The organism is Coralloluteibacterium stylophorae (genome assembly GCF_018122625.2).
GTDB classification, from domain to species: Bacteria; Pseudomonadota; Gammaproteobacteria; order Xanthomonadales; family Xanthomonadaceae; genus Coralloluteibacterium; species Coralloluteibacterium stylophorae.
This window is the reverse complement of sequence record NZ_JAGQFT020000013.1, coordinates 1-22,523: the sequence shown is the minus strand read 5'-3', so window position 1 is coordinate 22,523 and position 22,523 is coordinate 1. Positions and strand designations below refer to the sequence as shown.

At 70.4% G+C, this 22,523-nt stretch carries 21 protein-coding genes and 1 pseudogene; 11 read left to right on the top strand and 11 right to left on the bottom strand.

All coding sequences use genetic code 11. The features are described 5' to 3' along the window. Positions 1–254 precede the first annotated feature (254 nt). The 5 genes from KB893_RS16100 to KB893_RS16080 all read right to left on the bottom strand — a co-directional run bounded on the left by KB893_RS16100 (position 255) and on the right by KB893_RS16080 (position 4,417). Positions 255–899, bottom strand: a complete 645-nt coding sequence (locus tag KB893_RS16100; protein ID WP_211928246.1) for an HAD family hydrolase — start codon at positions 897–899, stop codon at positions 255–257. Between the two features lie 19 nt (positions 900–918). After that, entirely contained in the window at positions 919–1,365 is a 447-nt protein-coding gene (locus tag KB893_RS16095) for an SEL1-like repeat protein (protein ID WP_213173887.1), read from the bottom strand. 1,321 nt (positions 1,366–2,686) lie between these two features. Next, a complete protein-coding gene (locus KB893_RS16090) occupies positions 2,687–3,181 on the bottom strand; it encodes a hypothetical protein (RefSeq protein ID WP_211927825.1) in 495 nt (164 codons plus the stop codon). 422 nt (positions 3,182–3,603) lie between these two features. Further along, positions 3,604–3,987 carry a YybH family protein gene (locus tag KB893_RS16085; protein WP_338026993.1) on the bottom strand — a complete coding sequence of 128 codons (384 nt, stop codon included), beginning with the start codon at positions 3,985–3,987 and terminating at the stop codon, positions 3,604–3,606. Between the two features lie 103 nt (positions 3,988–4,090). Then, positions 4,091–4,417, bottom strand: coding sequence for a hypothetical protein (locus KB893_RS16080; RefSeq protein ID WP_211927827.1), 327 nt, complete (start codon positions 4,415–4,417; stop codon positions 4,091–4,093). Between the two features lie 189 nt (positions 4,418–4,606). On the opposite strand from KB893_RS16080, the gene KB893_RS16075 reads away from it, so the two are divergent. Continuing rightward, positions 4,607–5,608: an integron integrase gene (locus KB893_RS16075; RefSeq protein ID WP_211927828.1), complete on the top strand. Its 1,002-nt coding sequence runs from the start codon at positions 4,607–4,609 to the stop codon at positions 5,606–5,608. Positions 5,609–5,857: 249 nt separating this feature from the next. Here the strand turns inward: KB893_RS16075 and KB893_RS18830 are convergent. Then, positions 5,858–5,992 (bottom strand): annotated as a pseudogene (locus KB893_RS18830) (DUF6429 family protein); the annotation flags it as partial. A 151-nt stretch (positions 5,993–6,143) separates the two neighbouring features. Further along, entirely contained in the window at positions 6,144–6,899 is a 756-nt protein-coding gene (locus tag KB893_RS16070; RefSeq protein WP_213173886.1) for a hypothetical protein, read from the bottom strand. Positions 6,900–7,150: 251 nt separating this feature from the next. Between KB893_RS16070 and mfd the strand changes: the two genes are divergently transcribed. The 8 genes from mfd (at position 7,151) to KB893_RS16030 (ending at position 15,431) form a co-directional block, all read left to right on the top strand. Then, positions 7,151–10,630, top strand: coding sequence for a transcription-repair coupling factor (gene mfd / locus KB893_RS16065; RefSeq protein WP_213173885.1), 3,480 nt, complete (start codon positions 7,151–7,153; stop codon positions 10,628–10,630). 49 nt (positions 10,631–10,679) lie between these two features. Next, a complete protein-coding gene (locus tag KB893_RS16060) occupies positions 10,680–11,045 on the top strand; it encodes a hypothetical protein (RefSeq protein WP_211926719.1) in 366 nt (121 codons plus the stop codon). Then, positions 11,042–11,755: a hypothetical protein gene (locus tag KB893_RS16055; protein ID WP_211926720.1), complete on the top strand. Its 714-nt coding sequence runs from the start codon at positions 11,042–11,044 to the stop codon at positions 11,753–11,755. Before KB893_RS16060 ends, KB893_RS16055 begins: the two co-directional genes overlap by 4 nt. Positions 11,756–11,849: 94 nt before the next feature. Further along, positions 11,850–12,923, top strand: a complete 1,074-nt coding sequence (locus tag KB893_RS16050) for a sensor domain-containing diguanylate cyclase (RefSeq protein WP_338026991.1) — start codon at positions 11,850–11,852, stop codon at positions 12,921–12,923. Positions 12,924–12,966: 43 nt separating this feature from the next. Beyond that, on the top strand, positions 12,967–13,605 hold the full coding sequence (locus tag KB893_RS16045; protein WP_211926721.1) for an HAD hydrolase-like protein: 639 nt from the start codon (positions 12,967–12,969) through the stop codon (positions 13,603–13,605). Positions 13,606–13,675: 70 nt separating this feature from the next. Further along, positions 13,676–14,377 (top strand): deoxyribonuclease V, encoded by a 702-nt coding sequence (gene nfi, locus KB893_RS16040; RefSeq protein ID WP_211926722.1) that lies wholly within the window; start codon positions 13,676–13,678, stop codon positions 14,375–14,377. Between the two features lie 23 nt (positions 14,378–14,400). Further along, entirely contained in the window at positions 14,401–15,060 is a 660-nt protein-coding gene (locus KB893_RS16035) for an RNA polymerase sigma factor (RefSeq protein ID WP_211926723.1), read from the top strand. Then, a complete protein-coding gene (locus tag KB893_RS16030) occupies positions 15,057–15,431 on the top strand; it encodes a VOC family protein (protein ID WP_211926724.1) in 375 nt (124 codons plus the stop codon). The genes KB893_RS16035 and KB893_RS16030 overlap by 4 nt, the downstream gene beginning before the upstream one ends. Before the next feature lie 297 nt (positions 15,432–15,728). Here KB893_RS16030 and KB893_RS16025 read toward each other — a convergent pair whose 3' ends face one another. The 4 genes from KB893_RS16025 to KB893_RS16010 all read right to left on the bottom strand — a co-directional run bounded on the left by KB893_RS16025 (position 15,729) and on the right by KB893_RS16010 (position 20,757). After that, positions 15,729–16,520, bottom strand: coding sequence for a DUF2884 family protein (locus KB893_RS16025; RefSeq protein WP_211926725.1), 792 nt, complete (start codon positions 16,518–16,520; stop codon positions 15,729–15,731). A gap of 383 nt (positions 16,521–16,903) precedes the next feature. Further along, entirely contained in the window at positions 16,904–19,042 is a 2,139-nt protein-coding gene (rlmKL, locus tag KB893_RS16020) for a bifunctional 23S rRNA (guanine(2069)-N(7))-methyltransferase RlmK/23S rRNA (guanine(2445)-N(2))-methyltransferase RlmL (RefSeq protein WP_211926726.1), read from the bottom strand. 90 nt (positions 19,043–19,132) lie between these two features. Continuing rightward, positions 19,133–19,666 carry a cytochrome b gene (locus tag KB893_RS16015; RefSeq protein ID WP_211926727.1) on the bottom strand — a complete coding sequence of 178 codons (534 nt, stop codon included), beginning with the start codon at positions 19,664–19,666 and terminating at the stop codon, positions 19,133–19,135. Continuing rightward, a complete protein-coding gene (locus KB893_RS16010; protein ID WP_211926728.1) occupies positions 19,663–20,757 on the bottom strand; it encodes a catalase family peroxidase in 1,095 nt (364 codons plus the stop codon). The genes KB893_RS16015 and KB893_RS16010 overlap by 4 nt, the downstream gene beginning before the upstream one ends. A 141-nt stretch (positions 20,758–20,898) precedes the next feature. Between KB893_RS16010 and KB893_RS16005 the strand changes: the two genes are divergently transcribed. Beyond that, positions 20,899–21,408 (top strand): RNA polymerase sigma factor, encoded by a 510-nt coding sequence (locus KB893_RS16005; RefSeq protein ID WP_211926729.1) that lies wholly within the window; start codon positions 20,899–20,901, stop codon positions 21,406–21,408. Beyond that, a complete protein-coding gene (locus KB893_RS16000; protein ID WP_211926730.1) occupies positions 21,405–22,157 on the top strand; it encodes an anti-sigma factor family protein in 753 nt (250 codons plus the stop codon). The genes KB893_RS16005 and KB893_RS16000 overlap by 4 nt, the downstream gene beginning before the upstream one ends. Positions 22,158–22,523 lie beyond the last annotated feature (366 nt).

The window sequence follows — 22,523 nt, the reverse complement described above, 5'->3', positions numbered from 1 at the left end:
GCCGCCGGGGACTGGCGACCCGGTCCTGCATCGCGACTGAATCCCTCTATCTGATAGCGCTAACACGCCCGTTCAAGCAGTGTTAACACGCGTTATTTTCGATGTCACCGTGCAGTGCAATAACCGCTGGCCGCACCCCCGGGGGCGGCCCTACGTGCCCCTCGCCCAGCCGGAGCGGCGTCGAAAAGCGTGGAGCGATCGCTCCGTCGCCGCATCGAACATCGATGTGCGTGCTGCCGCTCCGGGATCGGTCTTCAGGCGGGCATTCCCAGCAGTTCCGGCAGAGCGTCCAGCGAGGTCACATCCCCTCGTCCCGACCGCCGGTCCAGATGCAGGGCGCGCACTCCGCATGCCCGCGGGCCTCTGACATCCGCGTCCAGGCTGTCGCCGACCATCAGCAGCTCACCCGGCGCAACCCCCAGGCGCAGCGCCGCGAGTTCGTAGATCCCGTGATCGGGCTTGATCATGCCGACGCGGCAACTCCAGACGGCGGCATCCACCATGCCCTGCAGCAAACACTCTGCCGGCGCGACGTACGGCGCCGCGAGGTTGGAGCAGACGCCGACCCGGCAGCCTGCCGCGCGCAGGCGCCGCAGGACCTGCGGCACTTCGGGAAACAGCGCCACGCTTGCGATCTCTTCGTCGAGATCCCGTTCCAGCTCCCGCATCCGTGCCGGCGGCAATCGCAGCTCCATCCGGGACGCTGCCTCCGCCAGCCCGACTTCCCTGCACATGATGTCTCGCGCGCACTGCAGTCGATCGACGACGAGCGACCTCCCCCGGGCTTCATCCAGCAGCCGTCGATACGGCCGTCGCGGGCGGTGGATCCGCAGCAGCGTTCCGTAGACGTCGAAGACGACCGCGCGGACGGCGGTCAGCCCGTGAACAGGACAGTTCATGCGGACAGCCTCCGCTTCCTCAGGTGCCCGCGGGGCAGTCGTATGGCGCGAGTTCTCCCTCGCGCCACCAGCCGAGCTCCCTGATCCGCCTGCGTGCCGGCGATACCTGCAGATCCTGCGGCACATCCGCGAGCCTGCCACGGCTCTCGATGTAGGCCATGAAGTAATCGACCGTGTAGCAGAGCGCCTCGTCGATCTCCTCCCGGGGCAGCGCCGCGATCGATGCGCGCAGGTTCCGGTTCGCACGCATGATCGTCGCCTCGCTGCCCATTCCCGTCATGTGCACGGTCAGGAACATCAGGTAGGCGATCTTTGCGTTCTGTGGCACGCCGGTGCCGTCACGGAACATGACGCCCATGTTGTTCAACGCGTCGCCATCCATCGACTTCAGATACCAGTCCAGCGCCTTGTCGTAGTCGACCGGCCGTCCCAGCCCTTGGTGATAGATGACCCCGGCCGCGACCATGGCCTTCCTGTCGCCCTCGGCGCCCAGCTCCTCCCACAGTGCAAGGGCCGCATCGGATTCGCCGGAGGCCTCCAGCCGCAGGGCGCTCCACCCTGCCGTCGGCCGAGGCCGACGACGCCGCCAACAACAGAAGCAGTGCTGCGATGACGTTCATGACCACCTCCCTGTCCTTTTGCTTGGGTCGCGCCGACGCGGCCGTCGACGTTCTGCGTCACCACGGCGGCTAATCGACGGACTCCGCTTCCCGAGCCACTCCTAAAGTCGGCACAAGTTCTGACAGATTTTATATGCGCAGTTTTCTGTCGAAATAAACCTGCCCCTTACCTCTTTCAGATTCTACCAATGTTGCCATTGGTGCCGCATGCCTGAATCAAGCCGACCCGCGAAGCGGGTTCGGCTTGAATGAATTGTTAGCGCTCATGCGGGGATCCTACAGGGCGCCTGCCTTGAAATGACCGAACTGTTGGACTCAAGAAAAGATAAGCCGCAAATGCAGCGAGCAGTCCTGCGATGAGCGTGAAAAGAACGGCCCCCGAAATGGCCTTACTGAATGTTGCGACTGCAGCGATCAGAAGCACGAGCGCGCTCAAGGCACAAAGGATGGCAAGAATGTTGCCGGCAACTCTGCTGCCGCGGAACACGAAGAAGAACAAGATCGCGGCAATTTCCAAGCGGCCAGCTACGACTGGAGTGAAGTCTACGACGAGCATCCAGACTAGGTACGCCAAATACGCGACAGCAGCAACAACTAGGAGCATCGGTGGCTTTGGTTTCATGAGCGCTAACGCCGGAATTAAGCCGCGCCGCGAAGCGGCGTCGGATTGAATGCATTGTTAGGCAACAACCGAAGTTGCCACATAGCCGATGCCGACGAACCCAGAGAGAAATGCTAGCAGCGACGTGATTCCAGCGAAGATTATTACTTTGTCAACCCAGCCAGGCTTGCCACTAGCATCAACGGATGGGTCATTGAAGGAGCGGCGCCACCGCTCGCCCAGTGCGTAATCTCGCAGCACGACGATCGCAACAACCAGTATTGCCAAACACATAGAAGCGATAAGAGCCCACCATGAAATGGCTAGGATGGCCGGCTGAATACCGGCGAGTTGAATGTTTCACGATCCGGTGAATACGGTGACTGAAGCCGTGACCGCTCCACCGCCCAGCAATAGTACGCACTGAACCAAGAAGTTCAGCCGGTTACGAACATCCGCTTGGTGCTGATTGAATAATTCAAGTTCTGTCGACATTTGCTTGTTGCCTAACGCCTGAATTAAGCCGCGACGCGAAGCGGCATCGGCTTGAATGAATTGTTAGGCGGCTACACGAAGAACATTGTGAGCTTTGTTTCCGCCTTATCAATTGCCTCTTCTGTCCGGCCACATCGCACCTGCGCCTCACTCGCGAACTGCTCGTCGTCTTCGATGAGCCCGAGAAAGCGTGGCTTGTGGTGAGCTAGCCCAGACTGACCCATTTCATATGTCTCCTCCCAAAGAGACCAAGCTTGTCGCTGGCAGCCCTCCAGGTAGCTCAGGTCTGACTTTAGTTGCTCTGCCTCTGCCGCCAAAGCCTTTCTCGTGTCGTCTGCTCCGTGACCGATCCGATCTAGCAGCCCCTTGAGCCGATGCTCCAAGTGGTCGAAAGACTTCCGCGCCTTGTCGATTCGCACTAGGAACTCGGACTTCTCCCGTGAGAAGGCGAGATTGGATTCATCCTCTTTCATTCGTACGGAGTGACGGTGCGCGCGATAGCTGATCCATGCCGATAGCAAAGACACGACTAGTGCAATTGCCGCGATGAAGTCCGATGCGTTCATAGCCGCCTAGCACCAGAATTAATCCGTGCCGCGAAGCGGCATCGCCTTGAATGAACCGTTAGGCCTCCAGCGCACGCCGTCAAATATAGCCGCTGAGCCCAACACGTACGCTTACACATATGACCACGGTTTGCGCAATCATCACTAGCCAGAACCCAACGGGCTCAGCCCCCCTGGTCGCGACCTGCCCATTTATGTAGACGTGGCCGCGCCTCAGGCTTCGATACAGGTAACGCAAGCAGACAACTGCCCAGATCCCGAAGCCGACTCTGAGCAGAACATCAATTGCCACAAGTACGACTTCTCGATCCATGAGGCCTAACGCCTAAGTTAAGCCGCGCCGCGTAGTGGAGCCGACCACATGGCAGGCTTTCCCTGCCATGTGGTTGGCGTAACGAAGCAGTGTCGGCTTGAACGCATTGTTAGGCGCCAACCTCAGGCGCACTGACCGGAACAAGCAGGTTTGCATCACGAGAAATTCTCCACTTCCCGGCATTTTTCCGCAGAACTGTGAGCGTATGGCCGGAGCGCACCATGGGCTTCTTGCCAGGCTGAGTAGAGGTAACTCGGAGCTTTGTGAGCGTGTAAGCCCAATCACCTAGGACTTTGACCTCCAGGATTTCACTCTCACCATCGAACTCTACCGATGCCCCGGACTGAGCCTTGGATGCTTCGGCGAAAGCAGACTTGCCGAAAGGCTCTTGGCCGGAGACGAGAAACACCACATCTTCTGTCATCAGTTCAAGCACGGCTTTGGAGTCACCGGCCTTTGTCGCCGTCATCCAAGTTTCCACGAGGTTGCGGATCTCTCTCTCTCGTCGTTCACGACGTACTCCCTGTGGCGCCTAACGCTGGAAATAAGCCGAGCCGCGGAGCGGCTTCGGCTTGATTGACTTGTTAGGCGGAAACCTAGCCGAACTGGACGGCAAAAACATCACCTGGCCCCGTCTCTACCCGGTTGAAGTAGCGCCATGCGTCTGGGTAGCGAGCCGTTACATCAGCATGGCTGAAATACCAGATCTCTTGGATGTCCAGCTCCAAACCACCGTCGGTAGCTCGCCACAGCTCAATGCCGAGCAGGGGGACATGATTGGTTTGGAGAAGCTCCACGAAGGCGTGGGCATCCCCCGCAGCTAGACCGCGCTCGGCTGAGCCATACTCGATCAGCGAGCGGCCGTGCTCTTCCAGAAAGGCGAGTAGCTCCGAGTACAACTTGACGTGAGATCGATCGCCCATTGCCGCCTAACTCTAATTCGACTGCAAAGCGCAGCCTAGAACGGCAGCTTAGAACGGCAGCCTATACGAGCCCGGGCTCGCCGTACATCAGCAGAAATCCTAATCCGACCAATCGCCTACGCCGACTCGGCAACCTATCCCGGCGGCCTAATCTCGCAGCCTATCCCGCCGTCTGCCAGAGGTGCCGCAATGAGCGCCGATGTTCCGCAAACCGGCGATGCCGCCCCTCCCCCACCGCGGCTGCTCGACCGGGTGCGCGCGCGGATGCGTCGACTGGGTCTCTCGCCGCGCACCGAGGAGGCTTATGTCGCCTGGATCCGCCGCTTCATCCTCGCCAATGGGAAGCGGCACCCGGAGCAGATGGGGGCGCCGGAGATCGAGGCGTTCCTGACCCGGCTCGCGGTCGCGGGCGGCGTGGCGGCATCGACGCAGAACCAGGCGCTTTCGGCGCTGCTGTTTCTGTATCGCGAGGTGCTGGGCGTGGATCTTCCCTGGCTCGATGGAATCCAGCGCGCCAAGCGGCCGCAGCGCGTGCCGACGGTACTGACGCGCGAGGAGGTCGCCGCGCTCCTCGCGGAACTCGACGGGGTCGAATGGCTGGTCGCGAGCCTGCTGTATGGCAGCGGGCTGCGGCTCCTCGAGGCGCTGCGCCTGCGGGTGAAGGACCTGGACCTCGCGCGTCGCGAGATCACGGTGCGCCAGGGCAAGGGCGGCAGGGACCGCCGCACGGTCCTGCCGGAGCGCCTGGTGCCGGCCTGCCGCCTGCAACTCGAGGCGGCAAGGCAGGTCCATGCGCGCGACCTCGTCGCCGGGTTTGGTACGGTCTGGATGCCGGGCGCCCTCGCCCGGAAATGTCCCGGTGCACCGCGCGAATGGGCATGGCAGTACCTGTTCCCGGCCTCGCGGCGCAGCGTCGATGCCCGCACCGGACACGTCGGCCGGCACCACCTCCACGAGTCGGCGATCCAGCGTGCCGTGAAGGGGGCGGTCCGCCGCGCCGGGATTCCGCGGCAGGCCAGCTGCCACACTCTCCGTCATTCCTTCGCCACCCACCTTCTTGAGACGGGCTACGACATCCGCACCATCCAGGAACTGCTCGGGCACCGGGACGTGGCGACGACGCAGATCTACACCCACGTGCTCAACCGTGGCGGCCGTGGCGTGCGCAGCCCGATGGATGCGGGGGCGTGACGGAGTGCGTACTGATGGCCATGGGGGATGCACCGGCAGGACGCCCCTCGGAATGCGTTCGGTCGGGGCCTGTCGGGGCTGAAGCCCCTCCCACACAGGGTCCCGCGTGCGGCCGGTCGCGGCTGAAGCCGCTCCTACGGCGATGCGGGGAACCTCATTCGCCGCCAGGCGCTGTTCCGCCGAACAGGCGCTCGTCGATCCGGCCACCGCGTTCGAAGCCCTCCGGAGTGATCCAGACGATTTCGCCTTGCCCTTCGGGTTACCAATGAGCCCCTGCGCATGCAGTCGGTCCATTACCGCAAAGTCGAACCCTTTCCATGACCGTCCGCCTTCGAAGTTGAAGGCGACGAGCAGGGCCAGCACGGCCTCGTCGATCCGTGCCACGTCGTAGTCCAGGGCATCCTCCAGACCTGTCGTGTGCCGGGTCGATGATCGTCCAGGCCCCGCTCCAGAACGACCCAGTCGCCGACGTCGAGCCGCAGCATCGCCACATGCGCGCGCCTGCTGCAGCGAACGGAGGACCCGCCGGTCGGCATCAGGGTCGCCGGTCGATCGGCACGAGCGCCTGCCAAAAGCCGTCCATCAGCGCCCGCGCTCGCTCCACCTGCTCGCCTTCCGTGAGGTCGGCCGGCAGCTCGACCACCAGCGAGAACTCCAGCAGGTCGCCGTCGTGGAAGGCGAACCGGGAGATGCCGAACGTCCGCAGTCCGTCCGCCGATGGCGCGGTGACGAAGGCGGAGGTCGGGAAGCAGTTGGAGCCGACGCGGTCGGGGACGAGCATTTCCACCGCGTCCCCGTATGGACCCGCCACCGCAGCGAACCGCACGCCGGGCGCCTGCGCCTTGTCGATGCCGCGCTCGTAGGCCTGTGCCGCCGCGAGTGCGTGCTCGCGGCTCCTCATCCCTTCGGGCATTGGAGAGACGACGATCGCGCCGTACGGGACGCCGAACTCCTCTTCCGACAGCAGGAGGTAATGATCGGAAAGTCCGCGCGAACGGTCGTCGAGACGCACCTTCACCACGCTCTCGTCGACCCAGGGCAGCTCCGGGATCGAGAGCGCATAGCCGATCTCCGGCACCTCCAGCCGGCCCGTCTGCTGGACCTCCCGCTCATTGGGATGCCGGTTGAACGCATTGGCGCCCCCGGCCTCGCACGACTGGGTATCCAGGGTCCACACGCTGCGGACCGTGCCGGCCGACGCGGGCGGCGGCGCCGCGACCGCGCGCTCGGCGCCGGTCAGGGTTGCGGAAATGAAGAACGCCAGGCCAAGGGCGCGAGCGATGTGCTGCATGACAACCTCCATGTCGAAGCCGACGGTGCCGATCCTGGCACCGGGGCGGATTGTTCCACAGTTGTGGGGGATGGGCGCTTCGGATGTCGGGGCTGAAGCCCTTCCCACACGGAACCCCCGTGCCGTGCGCGGGTCGCGGCTGAAGCCGCTCCTACACAGGGCGCAGGGCGCAGGGCATGGGCACGGGGCGGGAATGTGCCGCCACGCTCACGGGCCGGGCACCGGGGCGGCGGGGTAAACTGTGCGGCTTCATGAAGAACAGCCCGCTCCTCTCCCCGCCCCTTCCCCGTCCCGGCCAGCAGCGCGCGTACTGGCAGGCGCCGCCGTCGGCGAGCGCGCTGGCGCTGATGCTGGCCGAGGCCGCGCGCGCGCATGCCGGCCCGCTGCTGGTGGTGGCGCGCGACACCCAGTCCGCGCACCAGCTCGAGGACGACCTGCGCGCCTTCATCGGCGACGATCCCTCGCTGCCGGTGCTGCAGTTCCCCGACTGGGAGACGCTGCCCTACGACCTGTTCAGCCCGCACCCGGACATCGTGTCGCAGCGCGTGGCCACGCTCTACCAGCTCGCGGGCGTGCGCGCCGGCCTGCTGGTGGTCTCGGTGGCGACCCTGATGCAGCGGCTGGCGCCGGTGCGCTTCATCAGCGGCTCTGCGCTGCAGGTCGAGCGCGGGCAGGTCCTCGACCTCGACGCCGAGAAGCGCCGGCTCGAATCCGCCGGCTACCGCCACGTGCCGCAGGTGCTCGATCCCGGCGACTTCGCCGTGCGCGGCGCGCTGCTCGACCTCTACCCGATGGGCACCGAAGCGCCCTACCGCATCGAACTGCTCGACGACGAGATCGACTCGATCCGCAGCTTCGACCCGGAGACCCAGCGCTCGCTGGAGACCGTGGAGGCGGTGCGCCTGCTGCCGGCGCGCGAGTTCCCGCTCGACGAGGCCAGCACCAAGCGCGTGCGTGAACGCCTGCGCGAGCGCTTCGACATCGACATCCGCCGTTCGCCGCTGCTGCAGGACCTCAAGGCCGGCACCGCGCCGGCGGGCATCGAGTACTACCTGCCGCTGTTCTTCGACGACAACCGGGCGGACGCGACCTCGACGCTGTTCGACTACCTCGGCAGCGATCCGCTGGTGGTCCTGACCGATGGCGTCGGCGCCGCGGCCGATGCCTTCTGGACGCAGACCGACGGCCGCTACGAACAGCGCCGGCACGACATCGAGCGCCCGGTGCTGCCGCCGCGCGAACTGTTCCTTCCGCCCGAGACCCTGCGCGAGCGCCTCAACGCGCTGCCGCGCATCGAGGTGTGCGGGCCGGAGCACGCGAAGAAGGCCGAAGCGCGTGCGCTCGGCCTGCAGCCCGCGCCCGCCCTGCCGCTGTCGGCCAAGGGCGAGGCCGCGGCCGCGCCGCTGAAGCGCTTCCTCGACGCCTATCCGGGCCGCGTGCTGATCGCCGCGGACTCGCCCGGCCGCCGCGAGGCCCTGACCGAGCAGCTGCAGAGCGCCGACCTGCGCCCCGCGACCATCGCCGACTGGCCGGCGTTCGTCGCCGGCGGCGAGGCCTTCGCGATCACCTGCGCCCCGCTCGACGATGGCTTCGCGCTGACCGAGCCGGCGCTCACCGTGCTCACCGAGCGCCAGCTGTTCCCGGAACGCGCGACCACGCCGCGGCGCAGCAGCCGCCGCGCCGGCCGCGATCCGGAATCGATCATCCGCGACCTCACCGAGATCGCCGAGGGCGCGCCGATCGTCCACGAGGACCACGGCGTCGGCCGCTACCGCGGACTGATGACGCTGGAGGCCGGCGGCACGCCGGCCGAATACCTCGAGATCGAGTACGCCAAGGGCGACAAGCTCTACGTGCCGGTCGCGCAGCTGCACCTGGTGAGCCGCTATTCCGGCGCCTCGGTGGAGACCGCGCCGCTGTATTCGCTCGGCGGCGAGGCCTGGGAGAAGGCGAAGAAGCGCGCTGCGGAGAAGGTCCGCGACGTCGCCGCGGAGCTGCTGGAGATCCAGGCCAAGCGCCAGGCTCGCGCCGGCCTGGCGCTGGACTTCGACCGCGGCATGTACGAGCAGTTCGCCGCCGGCTTCCCGTTCGAGGAGACGCCCGACCAGCAGGCCGCCATCGTCTCGGTGATCCGCGACCTGCAGAGCGCGGTGCCGATGGACCGGGTGGTCTGCGGCGACGTCGGCTTCGGCAAGACCGAGGTCGCGGTGCGCGCGGCCTTCGTCGCCGCGAGCGCGGGCAAGCAGGTCGCGGTGCTGGTCCCGACCACGCTGCTGGCCGAGCAGCACTTCCGCAACTTCCGCGACCGCTTCGCCGACTGGCCGATCCGCGTCGAGGTGCTGTCGCGCTTCAAGACCAGCAAGGAGGTCAAGGCCGAGCTCGACAAGCTCGCCGACGGCCAGATCGACGTCATCGTCGGCACCCACCGCCTGCTGCAGAAGGACGTGCGCTTCAAGGACCTCGGCCTGGTCATCGTCGACGAGGAGCAGCGCTTCGGCGTGCGCCAGAAGGAAGCGCTCAAGGCGCTGCGCGCCGAGGTGCACCTGCTCACGCTCACCGCCACGCCGATCCCGCGCACGCTCAACATGGCGATGTCCGGCCTGCGCGAACTGTCGATCATCGGCACGCCGCCGGCGCACCGGCTCGCGGTCAAGACCTTCATCACCGCATGGGACCCGGGGCTGATGAAGGAGGCCTTCCAGCGCGAGCTGGCGCGCGGCGGGCAGATCTACTTCCTGCACAACGAGGTCGAGTCGATCGAGCGCAAGGCGCGCGAGCTGGCCGAACTGGTGCCGGAGGCGCGTATCCGCTTCGCCCACGGGCAGATGCCCGAACGCGAGCTGGAGTCGGTGATGGTCGACTTCCACCGCCAGCGCTTCAACGTGCTGGTGTCGACGACGATCATCGAGTCCGGCATCGACATCCCCAACGCCAACACCATCGTCATCAACCGCGCCGACCGCTTCGGCCTGGCCCAGCTGCACCAGCTGCGCGGCCGCGTCGGGCGCTCGCACCACCGCGCCTACGCCTATCTCGTGGTGCCCGACCGCAAGGCGATGACCGCCGATGCCGAAAAGCGGCTGGAGGCGATCGCCTCGCTGGAGGAACTGGGCGCGGGCTTCACCCTGGCCACCCACGACCTCGAGATCCGCGGCGCCGGCGAACTGCTCGGCGAGGGCCAGTCCGGGCAGATCGCCGAGGTCGGCTTCAGCCTGTACACCGAGCTGCTGGAGCGCGCGGTGCGCTCGATCAAGCGCGGCAAGATTCCCGATTTCGACACCGCCAGCGACCACGGCGCCGAGGTCGAACTGCACGTGCCGAGCCTGATCCCCGACGACTACCTGCCCGACGTGCACGCGCGCCTGACTTTGTACAAGCGCATCGCCTCGGCCCGCGACGCGGACGCGCTGCGCGAGCTGCAGGTGGAGATGATCGACCGTTTCGGCCTGCTGCCGGACGCCGCCAAGACCCTGTTCGCGGTGGCCGAGCTGAAGCTCGTCGCCACGCCCATGGGCATCCGCAAGATCGACCTGGGCGAGACCGGCGGGCGCGTGCTGTTCGACGACAAGCCCAACATCGACCCGATGGCGATCATCAAGCTGGTCCAGCAGCAGCCGAAGTTCTACAGGCTGGAAGGCCCCACGAAGCTGCGCCTGCTCCAGGAGATGCCGGACGCCACCGCGCGCATCCGCACCGCCCGTGGGCTTCTGGCGACGCTGGCCGCCGGCTGAGCCCGCGCACGCTAGCATCACCGGTCCCGTCCTTGCCCGGAGTCGCGCCATGACGCGCCAGGTCCCTGCGATCGTCGTCCTTACCGCGCTGGCTGCGCTGCCGGCCTGCGCCGCCGAAGCCGATCCCGTCGACTTCGACGGCCGCGTGATCCGCGACGACGGCGCGGCCACCCGCTTCCGCTTGACCCTGCCCGCCGGCGAATCCACCGGCGTCCTGCTCGACAGCGGCCTGCGCGTGGACCTCGTCGCCGCCGACGACGGCACCGGCACGGTGCGCCTGCTCGACGAGGCCGGCCGGCGCCTGCACGAAACGGACGCGGACGCGGCGCGCGCCCCCTTCGCCTACCTGGTGTGCGGCGGCGAGGCCCGCTTCGTGAGCCCGGTCGCCGACGCCGCCGGCCTGCGCTGCGAATGACGCGCGACCCGAGGCGGGCCGACGCGCCGACGCCCGCCCCGCCGACACGAGCTCGGCACGCGGCGCGCCGCCCGCTGGCCGCCGCCGGCGCCGTGCTGCTGGCGCTGGCCGCGCTCAACACGCTCTACAGCCTGGCGTTCGCGCCCGAGGAAGGCTCCGCCGCCGGCGCGCTGCTGGTGAACGCGGTCGGCGCCGTGCTCGGCCTGCTGCTGGTGCGCGGCCACCTCGGTGCGGCGCGTGCTGCGGCCTGGTACGCGGCCTTCGGCATCGCCTTCGCGGTCGCGGCCTACCTGGTATTCCTGCCCGTACTCAAGCCCCTGGCCGTGTGGATGTGGGAGCTGCGCCTGGAATTCGCCGGCACCGGGGGCGCGCTGCTGCGCGGCGCGGTGAACCTGGCCGCGCTGGTCTGGGTGTACCGCTGCCTGCGCGGACCAAGGGTTCTTGCCGCGCGTCGGGATGCGGGGCGCGGCAGCGCGCCGCCGCGCAGCGGCTTCGTGCTCGGCGCCGTGCTGGTCGTGGCGATCGCCGGATTCGTGCACCACTCGCGAAGCGGCGCGCGCCATGAGCAGGCCGCGGAGGTCGCCCGCGAGCGCTTCGGCCCGGACAAGCGCTACCACGTGCGCTACGTCACCCGCGCCCACAACGGCAACCACGCCATCGTCTTCGTCTACGACGACACGCAGGCGCGCAACGAGCAGGTGAGCTGGTAGCCACGGCCGTGCAGCACCGCACAGTGGAGCGCAGTGCACGCTCCTCGGTCCCGATCGGTGGCAGGATCGGGCCTTCTGGAACAAGGAGACATGCGTGCCCGCACCCGGCATGCCGCGCGACGAGGCAGCGCGCCTGGAGGCCCTGCAGGCGCTGGCGATCCTCGACACCGCGCCGGAGATCGCCTACGACGACCTGGTGAGGATCGCCACCGGCATCTGCGGCACGCCGATGGGCACGGTCAGCCTGATCGACGCCGACCGCCAGTGGTTCAAGGCGCGGCACGGGGTCGAGGGCCAGGAGACGCCGCGGTCGGTGTCGTTCTGCGGCCACGCGATCCTGCACCCGGACGAGCTGCTCATCGTGCCCGACACGCACACGGACCCGCGCTTCCGCGACAACCCGATGGTCACCGGCGCGCCGCACGTGCGCTTCTACGCGGGCGCGCCGGTGAGCGTGGACGAGGGCCAGGCGCTCGGCACCCTGTGCGTGTTCGACACCGAACCGAAGTTGCTGTCGGCCTTCCAGACCGATGCGCTCGCCGCGCTGGCACGGCAGGTCGGCATCCTGCTGCGACTGCGGCGCACCGCACGCGAACTCGGCCTCCAGCTCCGCGAGCAGGCCTGGTACGAAACCGAGCTCCGCCGCTACCAGGCCGAGCTGGAATCGCAGAACGCCACCCTCTCCGAACTCAGCCAGACCGATCCGCTGACCCGCCTGCCCAACCGCCGCGCCTTCGACCAGGCGCTGTTCAATGCCCTGGCGATGCGCCGCGAGGGCGACGCCACCCTGGCCGTGGCGGTGCTCGACATCGATCACTTCAAGACCATCAACGACCGCCACGGGCATGCCATCGGCGACGAGGTCCTGGTCGCGCTGGCCGAGCTGCTGCGCTCGACCGCCGGCAGCCGCGGCGTGTTCGCGCGCTACGGCGGCGAGGAGTTCGTCTACTTCCATCCCGACTGCTCGCCGGACTCGATGCGGCGCCAGTGCGACCACCTGCGCGAGAGCATCCAGTACATGCAGGGGCCGGTGCGGGTCACCGCGAGCATCGGCTATGCGGTGCACGAGCCGGGCGAGGACGCGGCGGCGCTGATGGCACGCGCCGACCGCGCGCTGTACATGGCCAAGCACGGCGGGCGCAACCGGGTCATGACCTGCGCGCGCTGAGCGTCCCGGGCATCATGCGCTGCCCCGCCCCGCGCTCCGCACGATGCCGCATCGCTACGACCTGATCGCCTTCGATTTCGACGGCACGCTCGCCGACTCGTTCCCGGTCTTCCTCGATCTCCTCGACGTCCTCGCCGATACCCACGGCTTCGCCCGCGTCGACCGTGCCGAGGTGGAGCTCCTGCGCGGCCTCGACGCGCGTGCCCTGCTCCGCCGCCAGCGCGTGCCGATGTGGAAGACCCCGCGCATCGCCATGGACGCGCGCCGGCTGATGGCGGCGCGGATCGGCGAGGTGCGCCCGTTCGAGGGCATCGACGCGATGCTGCGCGGCCTGCATGGCGTCGGCCTGCGCCTGGCCATCGCCACCTCCAACGATGCCGGCAACGTGCGCGCTGTGCTGGGCGAGGAGCTCGCGGCGCGGATGGCGTACCTGGAATGCGGGGCGTCACTGCTCGGCAAGCACGTCAAGCTGCGGCGCCTGCTGGAACGCGCGGGCGTGCCGGCGGCGCGCGCGCTGTATGTCGGCGACGAACTGCGCGACGTCGAGGCGGCCTCGGCGGCGGGCATGGCGTTCGCGGGCGTCGCCTGGGGCTATACGCGGCCGGACGTGCTGCGCGCGAGCGGCCCCGCGCACTGGCTCGAGCGCCCCGGCGAGCTGCTCGACCTGCTCGCCGCGCCTTGACGCACCCGATGCGCCGCGCTTGCCAGCCTCGCGCGATGCGCACCCTCCACCGCGCCGCCGCGGCCCCGGCATGAAGACCTGGCCGCACCCCTCGATCCCGGACTGGGACGGCAGCATCGCCGGCGCGCGCGCGCTGCAGGTCGAACTCGCCCGCGGCGTGATCCTGGAGGACGCGCCGTCGGCGCTGGCGCCGCGCCGCATCGCCGGCTTCGACGTCGGCTTCGAGGACGACAACCGCACCACCCGCGCCGCGGCGGTGCTGCTCGATGCCGCGTCGCTCGAACCGGTCGCCGAGGTGGTGGCGCGGATCCCGACCTCCATGCCCTACATCCCCGGCCTGCTCTCCTTCCGCGAGCTGCCCGCGCTGTTCGAGGCGCTGCGGCAGTTGCCGGAGACACCGGACCTGGTCTTCGTCGACGGCCACGGCATCGCCCATCCGCGGCGGCTCGGCATCGCCGCCCACTTCGGCGTCGCCAGCGGCCTGCCGACGCTGGGCGTGGCGAAGAAGATCCTGGTCGGCCGCCACGTCCCGCTGGGCGAGACGCCGGGCGACGCGGTCGAACTCGTCGACGGCACCGACTGGATCGGCTGGCTGCTGCGGAGCAAGGCGCGCTGCCGGCCGCTGATCGTCTCGCCGGGCCATCGCGTCTCGCCGCAGGGCGCGCTGCGCCACGTCCGCGCCGCCCTGCGCGGCTATCGCCTGCCCGAGCCCACGCGCCTGGCCGACCGCATCGCCTCGCGCCGCGACCGCCGGCGCATGTCCACCGCCTGACGTCGGGGGGTACAGTCGCGCGGATGCGCGCGCCCGCCCTCGCTCCCGACGACCTCCGCCGCCTGCGACACGCGGCGCGCCGCCACGCCGCCACGCGCGAGGACGCCGACGACCTGGTCCAGGAGGTGCTGCTCGCCGCGGTGCAGGCCGACAGGTTCGACCTGCCCTGGCTGCACGGCGTGCTGCGCCGGCAGGCGGCCTTCGCGGTACGCGGCGCGACGCGCCGGCGCGTCCGCGAGCAGGCATGGCAGGACGCCGCCGCGAGCATCGAGGCGGAACCGGAACCGCGGTTCGCGAAGCCCTTCCTCGCTTCGCTGCCGCGCGCCCTGCGCCAGCTCGCCGTGCTGGTCCTGGCCGGGCTCGACCGCCGCGAGATCGCGCACCTGCTGGCGCTCAACGACGCCGCGCTGCGCCAGCGCATCCACGCCCTGCACCGCGCGGTGGCGCGTGCCGGCGCGGCGGCGCGCGCCGATCCGGATGCCATGCCGCCGGCGCAGATACCGGCGTCCGGGCCACTGCGGCGCGTCCTGCGCACCCTGCTGGCCAGGCTGCCGGATGCGCACATGGCCACGCACGACCCCGACGGGCATCCGCTGCTGATCGGCGCTCACGTTCCGTCCCGCCGCGGCAACACACAGGCACCGGCCACTCCGGCCGGCCACCCCAAGGAGATCCATCCATGATTGCCGCATCCCGCGTGGGCGCCCTGGTCTTCACCGTCGCCGACCTCGCGCGCACCGAACGCTTCTACCGCGACAGCCTCGGTCTCGACATAGCGCGCCAGCCCGGCGAGGCGCACACCGGCGGCGACTTCCTGATGGCGACGCTGCCGGGCGACATGCTGCTGATCTTCTTCCAGGGCGACGCACGTCCGGGAAGCTCGCCGGTCGTGGTCTTCAGCGTCGACGGCGGCATCGACCGCACCGTCGAGGCGCTGGCGGCCAGGGGCGTGAGCATCGTCACCCCGGTCAGCGAAGCGCCCGGCGGCTGGAGCGCCGACTTCGCCGACCCCGACGGGCACGTGCTGTCGCTCTACCAGGAGGGCGCGCGCTGAGGCTGGCGGGGAAGCGGGACCCGGGACCTGAAAGGTCCACGTCCGCCGACGCGCTTCGCCCTGTAGGAGCGGCTTCAGCCGCGACCGGTCCTGCTGCGACGACAGGGCCGGGTCGGGCGGCGATGCTGGATCCGCAGCGCCTCCGGGTCCCCATTTCCTATTTCCGCCTCACCACCATCGTTTCATCCCGACCCGTCGCGGCTGAAGCCGCTCCTACGGGGGTGGCGATGCTGGAGCGGTGGCGCCCCCAGGTCCCGATTCCCGATTCCCGCCTCACCACCACCGCATCATCCAACCCTACCGACCCTCGTCCTGTCCGGCGGCGGCGACCGCCGGCGCGGCGGTCATCTCGATCAGGCGCAGCGGTGCGCCGCCGTCGAGGCGGATCTCGAGCGACTCCTGCAGGGCGTGCAGGGCGGCGACCTCCTCGCACAGCGCGTCCGCCCGCGTCTCAAGCTCGTCCGCGCGAGCCTCCATCCTCGTGTCCAGGTCCGCCTCCATCGCCGCCAGCCGCCGCTCCAGGCGCCCCTCGCCACCGGGCAGCAGCACCGTCCACAGGGCGCTGCGAACCATGCTGCCGGCGAACTCCTCGGCGGCCGCCTCGATGTCGGCGGCGAAGGCCTCGTCGAACAGATCCTGATCCCACACGCCGTCGCCCAGGCTCGCGTCGACGCGGGCCAGCGCGCTGGCGCGGAATTCCTGGATGCGCTCGATCCGGCTGGTGCTGCCGGTCATGCCCTCGATGACGGCGGCGAAGGCGTCGAAGGCGATGTCGACCGCCTCGCGCGCGATTGCCGCGACCTGGGGCATCAGTGCGCGGGCGCCGGCCTCGATCCGCCGCAGGCGCAGGGCGTCGGCCGCGCCGGTGGCGAGCGCGGCGCCGTCGATCCGCAGCACGCCGTCGTGGATCAGCACCTCCGACGGCGCGCCGTCCTCGCGGGTCAGCGCCAGGCCGGACGGCCCGATGCGCACGTCGTAGGGCGTGCTGAAGCCGCACTCCTCCGAGGAGATCTGCACGCCCTGGTGCGCATCCGCGGCCGGAGCGGCAAGGGCGAGCGCGGCGGCGCAGGCGAGAGCGAGGTGGCGCATGACGGCGGTCCGAGGGAGATGGCGCGCAGCGTGCGCGCGCGACACCGCCGCCGGCATGGGCCGGGAGTCACCGGGACCGAAGGCAGGGGCATCGGGGAGCAGCGGGACCAGGTCGGGATGACGCGGGAAGCGGAACCGGACGTCCTCGTGCGCCGGCACCCCGACCTCCGCAGGAGCGGCTTCAGCCGCGACCCCTGCGGCAGGTTCCAGCTCCGCCCTGCAGCGCCCCAGCCTCGATGTCGCGCTTCCGCGCTCCTCTGTGGGAGAGGCTTCAGCCCCGACGTGGCCCCACCGTCGCGGCTGAAGCCGCTCCTACAGGGGCGCGACGCCCGACCGCGGCGTTCCCAGTTCCCGGTTCCCGGGTCCCGCTCCACCACCCCATCTCAAACCAACCGCCGCAGCTCCCAGGCGCGGTGGATGCGCGGGTTGCGGGCGAAGTCGGGCGGGATGGTGTCGGCGCTGATCTCGCGTACCTCCGCCAGCCCGGCGAACGCCGCCTGGTCGAAGCGGAAGCGGCGGAAGTTGTTGGAGAACAGGATCACCCCGTCCGGCGACAGGCGCGCCAGCGCGGCCTTCAGCAGCGGCACGTGCGCGGCCTGCACGTCGAAATCGGCGGCCCTGGCCGAGTTGGAGAAGGTCGGCGGGTCGATGAAGACCAGGTCGTAGCGGCCGCGGTCGGCCTCGAGCCAGGCCTGCGCGTCGGCCTGCACCAGCTGGTGCATCGGGCCGCCGACGCCGTTGAGGGCCAGGTTCTCCGCCGCCCAGCCGAGGTACGTACCGGAGAGGTCGACCGTGGTCGTGGTCTTCGCCCCGCCCACCGCGGCGTGCACCGTCGCCGTGCCGGTGTAGGCGAACAGGTTGAGCACGCGCCTGCCCGCCGCTTCGACGCCGATCCGCAGGCGCAGCGGGCGGTGGTCGAGGAACAGGCCGGTGTCGAGATAGTCGAAGGGGTTGACCTTCAACCGCACCGCGCCCTCGCGCACCACGAGCGTCTCGCCGCGCTGGTCCATGCGTCCGTACTTGGCGCCACCCCTGCCGCGCTGGCGGGTCTTGATCGCCACCTGCCCGTGCGGGATCGCGAACACCTCGCGCACCGCGGCGACCAGCTCGCCGAGCCGGCGGCGCGTGGTCTCCTCGGGGATCTCGGCGGGCGCGGCGTATTCCTGCACGTGGGCGAACACACGGGCCTCGCCGCCGTCCTCGGTGTAGATGTCGACGGCGGCGGCGTACTCGGGCAGGTCGGCGTCGTAGGCGCGCCAGCAGGTGACGCCCTCGCGCACGCGCCAGGCCTTGCCGGCGCGCAGCGACTTGCGCAGGCGGTTGGCCACCATCTGCGCACCCTCGCCCAGCGGCGCCGGCGCGCGCGCCTCGCGCTCGGGCGGACGCACCGGGTCGCAGACGATGAGGGTGCATTCCAGCGCGCCGTTGAACACGGTGTAGCGCTTCTTCGCGCGCAGGCCGGTGGCGAAGGCGAGCTCGCCGTCGCCGCAGAGGATGGAGGCACGCCACGCCGGCACAGCGCGGGCCAGCGCCTGGCCGAGCGTGCGGTACAGCGCGGGGTCGGCGGCGAGGCGGGCGTCGTAGGGCGGATTGCAGACCACGACGCCGCGCGGCGCGTCCTGCGCCGGCAGCTCGGCGACGTCGCGCACCTCGAACCGCACCAGCTCCGCGAGCCCCGCCGCCTGCGCATTGCGGCGCGCGGCGTCGACGGCCTCCGGATCGCGGTCGCTGCCGGCGATCGGTGTGGTGACCGCCGCACGCCCGGCCGCAGCCCGCGCCAGCGCGTCCTCGCGCAGCCGCGTCCACAGCGCACGCTGGAAGCCCTGCCAGCGGGTCGGCTCCTCGTCGCCGTGGCGCAGCAGGCCCGGCGCGAGGTCGGCGGCCATGGCCGCGGCCTCGATCACCAGGGTGCCGGAGCCGCACATCGGATCCAGCAGCGCGCCGCCCGCGGCGTGCACGCGCGGCCAGTCGCCGCGCAGCAGCAGCGCCGCGGCGAGGTTCTCCTTGAGCGGCGCCTCGCCCTGCGCGACGCGCCAGCCGCGGCGGTGCAGCGGGCCGCCACCGAGATCGACGGAGAGGATCGCCCTGCCCTTGCGCACCACCAGGTTGAGGCGCAGGTCCGGCGCCTCGGTGTCGACCGAGGGCCGGCGCCCGGTCTCGGCGCGCAGGCCGTCGACCACCGCGTCCTTGACCCGCTGCGCGGCGAAGCGTGCGTGGGTGATCGCCGAGCCGGAGACGTGCGCGTCGACCGCGAGCGTGCCGTCGGCGTCCAGGTGCAGCGGCCAGTCGATCGCCGCCGCGCCGGCATACAGCGCATCCTCGTCCGGGCAGTCGAACTCGGCCAGCGGCCACAGCACGCGGCTGGCCAGGCGCGACCACAGCACCGCGCGATAGGCCGACTCCGCCTCGCCCTCGACGTTGGCGCCGGCCACCGTGGCGGTGGCGCGCGTCGCGCCGAGGGCCTGCAGCTCGTCGACGAGCAGGTATTCCAGGCCCTTGGCGCAGGAGACGAAGTACTTCATGGCGGCGACGGCGACGGCAACGGCCGGCCATTGTCGCGCATCGCGGGCTCCGTCCGGCGCCGGTGGCGGGCGGCCGTGCCGCCCGCCGGATCAGGCGCGGCCGCGGGCCATGCTCGACAGCACGCCGTCGCGCCGCACCAGGCCGTGGAACAGCGCCGCGGCCACGTGCAGCAGCACCACCGCGAACAGCGCGTAGGCGAGCCATCCGTGTGCGGCGCGCAGCACGGCGTAGATGTCCGGATCGTGCGGCGCGATCGGCGGCAGATGCAGGCCGCCGAACATGGGGATCGGATAGCCGCCGGCGGAGAGCATGGCCCAGCCGAGCAGCGGCATCGCGAACATCAGCGTGTACAGCACCCAGTGCGAGGCCTTGGCGGCGATGCGCTGCGGCCGGGGCAGGTCGCCAGGCAGCGGCGGCGGCGGACTGCGCAGGCGGTTGCCGAGGCGCAGGACCGCCAGCACGAGGATGGCGATGCCGAGCGGCCGGTGCAGGTCGATCAGGGCCGGCCGCAGGTGGACCGAAGCCACCATGCCGACGCCGATGAAGAGCATCGCCAGGATCATCACCGCCATCAGCCAGTGCAGGCCGCGGGCGAACGCGTCGAAGTGGCCATGACGGTTCATCGTGCACCCTCCGTGCCGGTGGCCGCGGCCGCGTCGCCCGCCGCGATCTCGCGCTGGCGGCGGTTGAAGGAGACCGAGTAGGTCGCCGAGCGCGCGGCGAGGACCGGATCGCCCGAGCCCTCGATGCCCTCGGGCAGCACCAGCGGATCGTAGTTGAGGTCGCGGCAGGGACCGGTGGCCTGCGGTTGCGCGTCCTCCAGCACCAGGGTGCCGAGGACGACCTGCTCGCGGTCCTCGGGCCAGGGCTGCGACGGATCGGTGACCGGGTCGTCCGCGGCGGCGACCGTCGCCACCATGTCCCAGCGCAGCGGCGCGGCGGCGAGGCGGGCGACGAGGTCCTCCTGCAGGTAGTCCGCGTCGGCGCGCTCGCGCGCCTCCGCCGGCAGGGTCTCGAGCGGCGCCTGCGGCCGCATCGACCAGCGCACGAACCGGCTGCCTTCCGCGGCGTCGACGAAGCGGAAGGCGTTGACGCCGTTGAAACGGGTGTTGGCGAAGCTGGTCGGCCACGGCGCCGTCTTCGCCCACTCCAGGAACCTGCGCGCCTCCGGATGCTGTGCGAGGAAGGCCTCCATCGCCGCCGGGTCCGGCCTGCCGGTGGCGGGATCGGGGCGCGAGGCCAGGGTCTGCGCCTGGAAGGCCTCGGGCGTGGCCACGGGGAAGAACGGGAAGCTGTTCATCGCCGTGCGCCACTCCTGGCCGTCGTCGGTGCGCAGGCGCAGCGCCATGCTGCGCACGCGGGCGGTGGCGTCGGCGCCATGCGGGTCGCCGCCGCCGATCGACATCCGTCCGAGCACCGGCACCCGCGGCTGCGCGAACACGCGCGCCTTCGACAGCCGCGGCCCGGCGGCGGTGGGCTCGAAGTACCCGCTCACGCAGATGCCCTTGCTGTGCGCGCGGCGGAATCCCGGATGCGGATTCCCGCCTTCGATGGTGTCGACCATGCGCTGCGCGGTGAGGCGGTCGCGGTCGAGCCAGCCGCCGACCCAGCCGAAGGCCAGCGCAACGATCAGGACCACGGCACCGATGAGGCCCAGCGCCGGCAGCGGACTGCGCCGGCGCGGATGGCCGGGCTCGGGGGACGGTGACGACATGGGGGGAACTCCTCGCGGTACGGACGGTGTGCAGGTGGGACGTCGCCGCCGGCGGTTTATTCCCCCGCGCCCGCACGGGAATAATCCGTCCCGCGGCACGTCCCACCGCCATGAGCCCGCCTCCGCCACAGCACGCCGTCCATGGATGAGCTCGACGACGACACCCTGCGCGCGCTGATCCCGCGCCTGCGCCGCTTCGCGCGCTCGCTGGTGCACGAGCCGGCCGCCGCCGACGACCTCGTGCAGCACACGCTCGAGCGCGCGCTCACCCACGGCCGCACGCGCCGCGACGCCGGCGCGCTGCAGCCGTGGCTGTTCTCGATCCTGTACCGGCAGTTCGTGGACGAGCACCGGCGTGCCGCGCGCTGGTCGCGCCTGGTCCGGCTGTTCGCGACGCAGGACGACGGCGCGCCCTCGGCGGAGACGGTCGCCGGCGACCGTGCCGCGCTCGCCGCCTTCGACGCGCTGCCCGCCGCGCAGCGCGCGCTGCTGCTGATGGTGACGGTCGAGGGCTTCAGCTACCGCGAGGTCGCGCAGGCGCTCGACGTGCCGCTCGGCACGGTGATGTCGCGCCTGGCCCGCGCCCGCCAGGCCCTGCGCGCACTCACCGAGGGCGAGCAGCCGCGCCCCGCACTCCGGATCCTGAAATGACGCCCATCGCTCCCACCGAAGACGAACTCCACGCCTGGGTCGACAGCCAGCTCGACGCGCGGGCGCGGGCGCGCGTCGACGCCTGGCTCGCCGCGCACCCGCAGGACGCAGCGCGGGTCGCGGCCTGGAAGCAGGATGCCGAACGCCTGCGCACCGCGCTCGCCGCGCCCGCGGTGCAGCCGGTCGACCCACGCCTGGATCCCGCGCACGTGCGGCGGCGCCTGCACGCCCGCCGCCGCAGGCGCTGGGCGGTGGCCGCAGGGATGCTGCTCGCGCTCGGTCTGGGTGGCGCCGGCGGCTGGCAGGCACGGGAACAGGCGCTGCTGGCGCGGCGTCTGCCGATGGCCGACGCGGTGAGCGCCTATCGCCTCTTCGCCACCGAGGACGCGCCACCGGGCAGCCTGGGGCCTTCCGAAGCGGCGCCCCTGCGCGACTGGCTGCGCCTCCACTTCGGTGCCGAGGGTCGCCTGCCCGACCTGTCGGCGCAGGGCTTCGCGCTGCGCAGCGCACGCCTGCTCTCCACCGCCGAGGGCGCCGCGGCGATGCTGATCTACGAGGACGGCGCCGGCGGCCGGGTCGGCGTCTACCTGCGGCCGGGCGACCACTTCCCGGAACCCGGCGCGCGGCGCGACGGCCCGCTGCTGGCGCGGTACTGGTCGCACGGCGACACCAGCTTCGCCCTGGTCGGCGCCGCCGACGACAGCCGCGTGAGCGCAATGCAGCGCACGCTGATGCGGGGCCGTCTGTAGGCGCGGCTTCAGCCGCGACGGACGGTGGTTTCATCAGGGAGCATGTCGGGGCTGAAGCCCCTCCCGCGGGAAACGCCTCCCACAGACACACAGGCCATCGCACCATGGGTCGCGGCTGAAGCCGCTCCTACCGGGCGGCTTGAGCCGCGACGAGCGGTGCTTCCGTCAGTGAGCGCGTCGGGGCTGAAGCCCCTCCCACAGGAAGCGCCTCCCACAGACACACAGGCCATCGCACCATGGGTCGCGGCTGAAGCCGCTCCTTGTATCTCGACAGCGCCCCGATGAAGGGGCACTGTCCCCGACCGATCATCGGGGGAGGGTGGGACGCCCGAGCCGCTCCTGAAGCCATCGAGCTTGCATCGTAGA

What these genes read in the sequence shown, in the direction of transcription:
- KB893_RS16030 (WP_211926724.1), top strand. Translation starts at nt 15,057, where the DNA reads ATGATTGCCGCATCCCGCGTGGGCGCCCTGGTCTTCACCGTCGCCGAC.
- KB893_RS16095 (WP_213173887.1), bottom strand. Translation starts at nt 1,365, where the DNA reads ATGGTCGCGGCCGGGGTCATCTATCACCAAGGGCTGGGACGGCCGGTC.
- KB893_RS16070 (WP_213173886.1), bottom strand. Translation starts at nt 6,899, where the DNA reads ATGCAGCACATCGCTCGCGCCCTTGGCCTGGCGTTCTTCATTTCCGCA.
- KB893_RS16035 (WP_211926723.1), top strand. Translation starts at nt 14,401, where the DNA reads ATGCGCGCGCCCGCCCTCGCTCCCGACGACCTCCGCCGCCTGCGACAC.
- KB893_RS16045 (WP_211926721.1), top strand. Translation starts at nt 12,967, where the DNA reads ATGCCGCATCGCTACGACCTGATCGCCTTCGATTTCGACGGCACGCTC.
- KB893_RS16060 (WP_211926719.1), top strand. Translation starts at nt 10,680, where the DNA reads ATGACGCGCCAGGTCCCTGCGATCGTCGTCCTTACCGCGCTGGCTGCG.
- KB893_RS16015 (WP_211926727.1), bottom strand. Translation starts at nt 19,666, where the DNA reads ATGAACCGTCATGGCCACTTCGACGCGTTCGCCCGCGGCCTGCACTGG.
- KB893_RS16075 (WP_211927828.1), top strand. Translation starts at nt 4,607, where the DNA reads ATGAGCGCCGATGTTCCGCAAACCGGCGATGCCGCCCCTCCCCCACCG.
- rlmKL (WP_211926726.1), bottom strand. Translation starts at nt 19,042, where the DNA reads ATGAAGTACTTCGTCTCCTGCGCCAAGGGCCTGGAATACCTGCTCGTC.
- KB893_RS16080 (WP_211927827.1), bottom strand. Translation starts at nt 4,417, where the DNA reads ATGGGCGATCGATCTCACGTCAAGTTGTACTCGGAGCTACTCGCCTTT.
- KB893_RS16025 (WP_211926725.1), bottom strand. Translation starts at nt 16,520, where the DNA reads ATGCGCCACCTCGCTCTCGCCTGCGCCGCCGCGCTCGCCCTTGCCGCT.
- mfd (WP_213173885.1), top strand. Translation starts at nt 7,151, where the DNA reads ATGAAGAACAGCCCGCTCCTCTCCCCGCCCCTTCCCCGTCCCGGCCAG.
- KB893_RS16055 (WP_211926720.1), top strand. Translation starts at nt 11,042, where the DNA reads ATGACGCGCGACCCGAGGCGGGCCGACGCGCCGACGCCCGCCCCGCCG.
- KB893_RS16005 (WP_211926729.1), top strand. Translation starts at nt 20,899, where the DNA reads ATGGATGAGCTCGACGACGACACCCTGCGCGCGCTGATCCCGCGCCTG.
- nfi (WP_211926722.1), top strand. Translation starts at nt 13,676, where the DNA reads ATGAAGACCTGGCCGCACCCCTCGATCCCGGACTGGGACGGCAGCATC.
- KB893_RS16100 (WP_211928246.1), bottom strand. Translation starts at nt 899, where the DNA reads ATGAACTGTCCTGTTCACGGGCTGACCGCCGTCCGCGCGGTCGTCTTC.
- KB893_RS16010 (WP_211926728.1), bottom strand. Translation starts at nt 20,757, where the DNA reads ATGTCGTCACCGTCCCCCGAGCCCGGCCATCCGCGCCGGCGCAGTCCG.
- KB893_RS16000 (WP_211926730.1), top strand. Translation starts at nt 21,405, where the DNA reads ATGACGCCCATCGCTCCCACCGAAGACGAACTCCACGCCTGGGTCGAC.
- KB893_RS16090 (WP_211927825.1), bottom strand. Translation starts at nt 3,181, where the DNA reads ATGAACGCATCGGACTTCATCGCGGCAATTGCACTAGTCGTGTCTTTG.